9 protein-coding genes are annotated in these 6427 nt (G+C 70.0%); 1 reads left to right on the top strand and 8 read right to left on the bottom strand.

Features of this window, described 5'->3' with window-relative positions:
- Nucleotides 1–40: 40 nt before the first annotated feature.
- Genes ACYC1Z_RS13610 through ACYC1Z_RS13585 form a run of 6 tightly spaced genes read right to left on the bottom strand, consistent with a single transcriptional unit; the run spans nucleotide 41 to nucleotide 2897 of the window.
- A complete protein-coding gene (locus ACYC1Z_RS13610; RefSeq protein WP_461410064.1) occupies nucleotides 41–442 on the bottom strand; it encodes a hypothetical protein in 402 nt (133 codons plus the stop codon).
- Nucleotides 439–690 (bottom strand): hypothetical protein, encoded by a 252-nt coding sequence (locus tag ACYC1Z_RS13605; RefSeq protein WP_461410063.1) that lies wholly within the window; start codon nucleotides 688–690, stop codon nucleotides 439–441. Before ACYC1Z_RS13605 ends, ACYC1Z_RS13610 begins: the two co-directional genes overlap by 4 nt.
- Nucleotides 687–1181 carry a M15 family metallopeptidase gene (locus ACYC1Z_RS13600; protein WP_461410062.1) on the bottom strand — a complete coding sequence of 165 codons (495 nt, stop codon included), beginning with the start codon at nucleotides 1179–1181 and terminating at the stop codon, nucleotides 687–689. Before ACYC1Z_RS13600 ends, ACYC1Z_RS13605 begins: the two co-directional genes overlap by 4 nt.
- Nucleotides 1178–1459, bottom strand: a complete 282-nt coding sequence (locus ACYC1Z_RS13595; protein ID WP_461410061.1) for a hypothetical protein — start codon at nucleotides 1457–1459, stop codon at nucleotides 1178–1180. The genes ACYC1Z_RS13600 and ACYC1Z_RS13595 overlap by 4 nt, the downstream gene beginning before the upstream one ends.
- On the bottom strand, nucleotides 1459–1692 hold the full coding sequence (locus tag ACYC1Z_RS13590) for a hypothetical protein (protein WP_461410060.1): 234 nt from the start codon (nucleotides 1690–1692) through the stop codon (nucleotides 1459–1461). Before ACYC1Z_RS13590 ends, ACYC1Z_RS13595 begins: the two co-directional genes overlap by 1 nt.
- A 50-nt stretch (nucleotides 1693–1742) precedes the next feature.
- Nucleotides 1743–2897 (bottom strand): DUF6098 family protein, encoded by a 1155-nt coding sequence (locus ACYC1Z_RS13585; protein ID WP_461410059.1) that lies wholly within the window; start codon nucleotides 2895–2897, stop codon nucleotides 1743–1745.
- A gap of 202 nt (nucleotides 2898–3099) precedes the next feature.
- On the opposite strand from ACYC1Z_RS13585, the gene ACYC1Z_RS13580 reads away from it, so the two are divergent.
- Entirely contained in the window at nucleotides 3100–3297 is a 198-nt protein-coding gene (locus ACYC1Z_RS13580; protein WP_461410058.1) for a hypothetical protein, read from the top strand.
- A gap of 1 nt (nucleotide 3298) precedes the next feature.
- On the opposite strand, the gene ACYC1Z_RS13575 is transcribed toward ACYC1Z_RS13580, so the two are convergent.
- Together ACYC1Z_RS13575 and ACYC1Z_RS13570 are read right to left on the bottom strand one after the other, a co-directional pair.
- Nucleotides 3299–5608 (bottom strand): hypothetical protein, encoded by a 2310-nt coding sequence (locus ACYC1Z_RS13575; RefSeq protein ID WP_461410057.1) that lies wholly within the window; start codon nucleotides 5606–5608, stop codon nucleotides 3299–3301.
- Nucleotides 5608–6427 (bottom strand): hypothetical protein (locus tag ACYC1Z_RS13570; protein ID WP_461410056.1); only part of this gene is annotated, 820 nt, incomplete at its 5' end. The genes ACYC1Z_RS13570 and ACYC1Z_RS13575, both read right to left, overlap by 1 nt.

Here is a 6427-nt window from a genome sequence, read left to right as displayed (position 1 = left end):
CGACGTGCATAGCAATGGGCGGATTCGTAGACACGTCCCGTCAGGGCCACCGCAGGATTGCCCCACAGGCCACCCCCACCCACGCCGCATGGGACGTGTCGGGGGCGAGGAGGGCATGGACCATCTCGTGCCGGATGATCCGGGGGTCGTAGCGGCGCACGATGATGAGCCGCTGATGGAGCAGGTACGCCCCATCGAGTGGCGTCAGCCGGTCCACCGTCAGCGCGGTATCGCTCCAGAGGTAGAGCGGGGGGCGCGTGACGGGGCTCGAGGTCTTGCCGGTGCAGGCCCGCACCTCCTGCCACCACCGATCCAGCTCCGGCCACGGCTGGACGGGCAGGAGGCGGTCCTGTGTCTGGGGCGTGAGGGGAGCGGAGCGGGTGGGGAGGTTGGCGCAGGAGACTAAGGCGATGGCCGCCACGAGCGCGGCCCGGTGTCTCACGCGGCCGCTCCCGGTAGCTCGTCGTCGCAGGTGGCGCAGGGGATGCCGCAGGTGGGGTGCGTCAGGACGCGGGATTCGCGTTCGGCGCTCAGCCGGTCGCGGCGCACCTCCAGAAACGACAGTGGCCCCGCGATCACACTCGGCGGGGCCACCTGCTGGTCCAGTTGCTTCTGTCGGAGGGCTTCCAGCTTGCGGAGGACGTAGCGCACCTCTCCGATTGCCTCGTCCAGTTCCTCTTGCAGGGTCATGGCATCGCTCCTACGGCTCGCCAGACGGCTTCCAAACCCTGCTCCGCGAGAAGCCGTCGGGCCTCGTCGGAGGGGGACGCCTTGCACTTCCCCCACTGGAAATGCGGGGTGTCGGCCCGCTTCCAATCCCCACCCCACTTGCAGTCGTGCCGCTTGAATACCTCGGCCACCTCTGCGAACCATTCAGGGCTCGCGTCCCATCCCCGGCTCCGGGAAATCACGTCCACGGCCAGCTTGTAGCCGTGCCACGAGTAGGTGTTGTCGGGGGCGTTGGTGACGGTGTAGTGCGGGGGCTTCACCGTCCGACCGCGGGCGTAGTAGAGTTGCGCCAGCTCGCGGCTCCGGTAGGACTCGTAGACCACCGCGTCCAGCCCCTTCCCCCGACACTCGATCAGCGCGGCCTGCACGCCGTCGCGGAAGCGGGGGGCGAGGATGTCGATGGCCTTGACGACGGTGAGCGCGGACGGGACGGGCGTGCCCTGGGCGCTCACAGAATCCCGTCCTCCGTGCCGTCCTCCCATGCGTGCGGCACGAACTTCGCCTGTCCTACCGCCTGTGCCGCCGCCGCGATCTGCGGGGCAAGGTAGGCCGCAATCCGGGGACCGGCCGCCCACGTCACGAGGGCCATCCCGATACTCGTCAGGAACGCGAGGACCGCATTCGACACGTCCGGGCGCCACCACACGAGCACAACGCTGTTGCCGAGCCAGACCGCGGCGAAGATGCGCGCGGCACTCCACTGGCCCCGCTCGTCCTTCAGCACGCTCATCAGCGGCACCCCGGCCCGCGGCCTTCGCAGTAGATGTCCCGCAGCCGGTCGTTCATGGCGCGCAGGAGACTGTCCCGCATCTCCTCCTTCCCGACCCGACTCGTGGAGTCCACCACGAACCGCGTCGTGTCCAGCTTGGAGGCGTCGTAGGTGCGGAAGGCCCACGCCACCAGCGGGATCAGCACTACCGCGACGATCCAGCGCAGCACTTTCTGCGTCTCGAACGTCAGCATCTCGGGGGCACGGTCACTCGCGCGACGACCAGATAAGGGCACCGGCATGTTCATGGGAGCTTGAGATCGGGATACGCCGCCATGATCTCACGCGCTATTGCCGGATCGCTCGCAATTCGCCTCGCCACTTCAGCTCGTGCTGCCCGCATCTCATCGTCTGTCTGCGAAAGACCGCGCTCCAAGTCCCTCCGCGAGTGCGGGGACAGTGATGGCTCGGCAAGGCTCGCCCGAATGCGATCGAGACGAGCCGCAATGGATTGTACCGACTCCACCTCACTCAGCGCGTCCGCCAGTCCGCGATCGAGCAGTCGAATAAGCTCCGGAGCTACGCGGGCAACAGTCCTCACGTCGCGTATGGAGTCGTACCCGTCGCTATCACGACCCACTAACCGACCGCTGTAGATGTGCGGCTCCAGCCCCTCGGCAGATGCCCGGAGGTGACCGTACTCGTTGAGCGCCCTCGCGATACGGCCCGCGGACCACTCAGGGTCGAGACGGATAGCGGACAGCCCAGCGTGGACGCGGCCGGTTACCCAATCTCGGCTGCGCTCCCCGGAAGACTTGTCCAGGGCCTCGCCGCGGCTCCACCTCACATACAGACCGGCGTTTTCCCCGAGAAGGCGCCTCAAATCTGCGACGCTTTGTATTTCGGAAGACATACTCCTTGGATCACTATGACGGGGACGAAAATCCATCTTTCCGGACCGAGCTTTCAAATTAAGCATTGGCACTGGTCTCCTCACCGCCGGAAGCGGGCGGCCAACGTTCGGGCTGAACACCCGGGCGAAGTGCGGATCGTTCAGTGCAAACCTCCGGTCTTTCGGGTCCAGCGACGCCAAGAGGTTGGCGCGGAGGTCCGTCGCGGCGGGGGACATCGGGTTAGGGACCACCGCCTTCGGATTCCGCATCCCCATAGCCCCGCCCATCGCACCGCCCGCGAGTGCGGAGAGGAGCATCCGCTTGGCCGCCTCGCCCCCGTCCGCCCCTTCCATCACGCTCCCGATCCCCGAGGCGGCCGAATTGGTGAGGGCGCCTTCTGCCGCCCGCACCCCCATCCGGGCGAGGCGGGACGCCGTGGGCGCCACCTTCACCATCGGGATAGCGGAGAGGGCGGCGTTGCCCCCCAGCGCGCCCCCAGCCCCGGCGAGGCCAAACAGGGTCGCGTGGGCGCCGGGGTCACCCCCGGCTGCGGCGTAGTCGTCCATCGCTGTCCCCGTCCACTCATCCGCGAGGCGGTCGGAGAAGGGGGAAATGAGGTTGGCCCCGGCGACCTTGGCTAAGGCGAGGGGGAGGGAGGGTTTCCCGGCACGCCGAAAGGCCCCTTTCCGGGGCGGGGTGGGATCGTCGGGCATATTTTCCGGGGGGAGGGATCTGGCGGGGGGCGGGCGAGGGGCCTACCGTTCGGCTATGCTCGCACTTGCGGTGTTCGCTGGGCTGGCGGTGATCGCGTGGACCATCCGGGCGGGATTCCGCCGGGTGGAGATGAAGCTCCACGGGATCGGGTTCATGGTCGAGTGGATCGGGCGGCGCGTGCTGCCCGACGACTGGATTACCGACGACGACATCGCGGGCGCGGTCGAGGACGAGCGCCTGCCGCGCCCCTGACTCACGGGGCCACCTGCCCGGTGAGTTGCTGAATCAGCACGCGCCGGATGCGGTCCTGCCCCGTCGCGCCCGAGGGGAGTTCCCGCAGGAGGCGCAGGGCATCGGGCCCTGACCGGGTAAGGATGTCCCCGAGCGCGTCGGCCGTGGGCTCGTTGATGTTGTTGGTGACGCGGGCCAGCGCATCCACCCCCGCCGTCATGGCCCGGAGCGGACCACCGGCCAGCGCCTGCGCGCCCTTGGTGAAGCCTTGGAGCGTATTGCTCGCGCCGGTCGCGTCGAGGAGCTGGCGGGCCGTGGTGGAGTTGCCCGTCACGTCGCGGAACGTCGAGGTCCGCCGCCGGAGCAAGTCAAAGTAGCCTTCGATCTGCTTCGCCGTTTCCGCCGGGTAGAGTTCCCGGAGTAGCCGCCGCCGCTGCGGGGTCAGCACCTGGAGCGGGTTGCCGGTGCCCACCTTGTTCAGCGCCGTGGCCTCGTCCATCAGCGCCTTCCCCACCGACTGCCGGAGCATGTCGAGTTGCGCGGGGTCGCTCGCGTACTTCCCGATCATCGCCCGCGCCTGGTCCCCGTTGGTCAGCTTCAGGAACCGCTGCCCATCCTGCAACGCCTCCTCCACCACGCGCGGCGCCTGGTCCTCGGCGCGGGCCGTGGCGTAGGTGGAGAGGCCGGACTCCCCCTTGGGGAGCGCCTTCTCGGTTTCCCCGAGGAGCCGACCACGGAGCGCCTGGTAGCCCACGAGCCGTCCCTGTTCGTCGGCGTTGAGCTGCCCGGCCTTCGCCCGTTCGGTCAGGTACTCGATCTCCCCGTCCAACTGCTTCTTGATGGCGTCGATTTCCGCCACGGTCGGGTTGCGGGTCGCGGCGCGGTCTGGCTTGATCGTGCTCACCACGTCGCCATTCGCGCCGAACAACTGCTTGGCCGGTTCGGCGGGGGCCCCGTGATGGCCGCCCGCAGGCTTCGCGGGGTAGAGCGGGCTCCGGCTGTCCAGTTCGGGGAGCGGGTGGAACGACTCCCCCGCGCTCCGCAGGCGACGTTCGTTCTCCAGCGCGCGGGCGTAGAGGCTTCGCACGTCGGGGTCGTTCAGCACCTTCCGCAGTTCCGGCGTGGCCGTGACTTCGCCCTCGGCGTACGCCACGGGGTAGTTCTTCGCGCTCACCGCCTGCCGACCCCGCACCAGCGCGTCCTTCACTTCTGCCACCGGCTTGTTCGGCGTGCCCGTGAGCTTGCCCACCTGGTCCGCGGCTTCCTGCTGCATGTCGAGCTGGCGGCCGGTGAAGAACTCGGGGATGTCGTCCCGCGCCTTGCCGGGGACGTTCGTCGCGGTGCGGGCGAGGCCCGAGAGGTTCCGGGTCACGTCGGCCAGCGTCAGGTCCACGCCGAACTTCTGGTTGGCTTCCGCAATGACTCGCTCGGCGTCCTGCATCCCTGTGCGCCCCAGCCTCGCCGCCACGAGTCGCGCCGCGCGCTGCTTGTAGATGTCGCGGCTGGCCTGCCCCACGCGCGCCCCGGCCGCCTCCACGGGCGCGGCCACCACCTCGGGGGCCCGCTGTCCGAACGCGCGGGCCGCCGACTCCACGAGCCGCCCACCGCCCTCCACCGCCGCCTGCCCGGCGCGCGTGTTCGTGGCCGCCCGGCCCGCCCATCCAAGGAAGGGGAGCACGGCCCCGCCGAACACACCACCCGTGGCCCCGCCCATCACGGCCCCGCCAGCGCGGTCCTCGTTGGCGAGTCCGGCACCCGTGACGCCACCCGCGACGGCTCCCGCGCCCGCGCGCTGCACCCCGCGCAGTACGGGATTCACCGCCCGCGGGATGGACAGCCCCGCCTTCTCCGCGGCCCGCACCGCCTTCCCCGGCCCCGCCACGGCCCCGAGCAGGTTGGCCCCCAGACTCACCTTGGGGTTGCCCGCGGTGAACTGCTCGTTCTCGCCCGCGATCTGGTCGCGCGTTGCGCCGTAGTCGCCGCGGGTGCCGAACCCGGTGCGGAGTCCCGCCTCGGCTTCATCGGCCCACCCGAACAGCGCCCCTTCCCCCACCTGCCGGGCCACGTCGCGCGCATTCAGCGCCGACTGCTGCACGAACCCGGGCGGCCCGCCGAAACTGCGCGAGGCGCCCGGTCCCTTGTCGAACGGGGCGCCATCGCTCGGGGCGGTCGCGCCCTTCGGGGTGACGCCATACTGCGACATGAAGGCGTCGAGATCCGCGTCGGTCTTGATCTGCCCTGCGGCGATGGCCTTCTGTGCGGCCTGCTTGGCGATGCGGCGGCGGGCCTCGTCGTCCCCACCACCGGACTGCGCGAAGAAGGGCGCCGTCATCAGAACCGCTCCAGGTTGGGGCCACCGTCCGTGCTCGTCCCCGCGCCCGGCGTGGACGCACTCGGGGCTTTGGCGAGCACGCGAGTTTCAATCGCGATCATCGCCCGGAGCCGCTTCAGCTTCTGCATCGCGGCCTGCGGCGTGTCGCTGCTACGGGGGATGAACGGGGCGAGTCGGGGCCATTCCGAGGCCGTCACCGCGGCGCCGGAGCGGTCGTGCAGCTGGAGCGATCCCACGTCGGCCAGGCTCGCCCGCGCCTGCACGCCCTCGGGGTCCAGTCGCTGGTCGGCAAAGTCCCAAATCCCGCGGCCGAGTCCCACCGCCTTGGGGTGTGACCCGAGCTTGGCGATCGCATCGTCCACCGCCGACATCGCCTTCTGGTTGGCGATCACCTTCTCCGAGATGCCCGACGACTGCCGCGGCTGCAACCTGCCCTGTCCACCCGGCGCCTGTACCGGCTTGGTGTCGAGTGTCTTGGGGTTCACCGCGACGTACCCGTCCCCCGTGGGCAGGATCTGGAAGTTCGGCGCGGAGGGCGACGGCGGGGGGCGGTAGCGGGCGCGCATCCGCTCCACCTCCTCCTGCGCCTTCAGGTACTCCGGCGTCCCGAGGATCGGCGCCCGCGGCGCGTCCGGCTTCTCGTAGGGCTGCATGTCGGACAACTCAAAGCCCCCGTCCGCATAGCGCGTCGCCAGTCGAGGCTTCCCATCCGGCCCGAGCACCTTCTCCGTCCCCACCGCGCGCCGCGTCGGCTTCTGCTGCTGCGCCGCGATCTGCGACTGCCGGAACTCATCGTCCAGCGCCGAGGAACGGGCCTGC

This window comes from Georgenia sp. (genome assembly GCF_054605595.1).
Note: the sequence above shows the minus strand (reverse complement) of the source record. Positions and strands in the feature narration are given on the sequence as shown.

What these genes read in the sequence shown, in the direction of transcription:
- ACYC1Z_RS13590 (WP_461410060.1), bottom strand. Translation starts at nt 1,692, where the DNA reads ATGCTGACGTTCGAGACGCAGAAAGTGCTGCGCTGGATCGTCGCGGTA.
- ACYC1Z_RS13595 (WP_461410061.1), bottom strand. Translation starts at nt 1,459, where the DNA reads ATGAGCGTGCTGAAGGACGAGCGGGGCCAGTGGAGTGCCGCGCGCATC.
- ACYC1Z_RS13585 (WP_461410059.1), bottom strand. Translation starts at nt 2,897, where the DNA reads ATGGACGACTACGCCGCAGCCGGGGGTGACCCCGGCGCCCACGCGACC.
- ACYC1Z_RS13580 (WP_461410058.1), top strand. Translation starts at nt 3,100, where the DNA reads ATGCTCGCACTTGCGGTGTTCGCTGGGCTGGCGGTGATCGCGTGGACC.
- ACYC1Z_RS13605 (WP_461410063.1), bottom strand. Translation starts at nt 690, where the DNA reads ATGACCCTGCAAGAGGAACTGGACGAGGCAATCGGAGAGGTGCGCTAC.
- ACYC1Z_RS13575 (WP_461410057.1), bottom strand. Translation starts at nt 5,608, where the DNA reads ATGACGGCGCCCTTCTTCGCGCAGTCCGGTGGTGGGGACGACGAGGCC.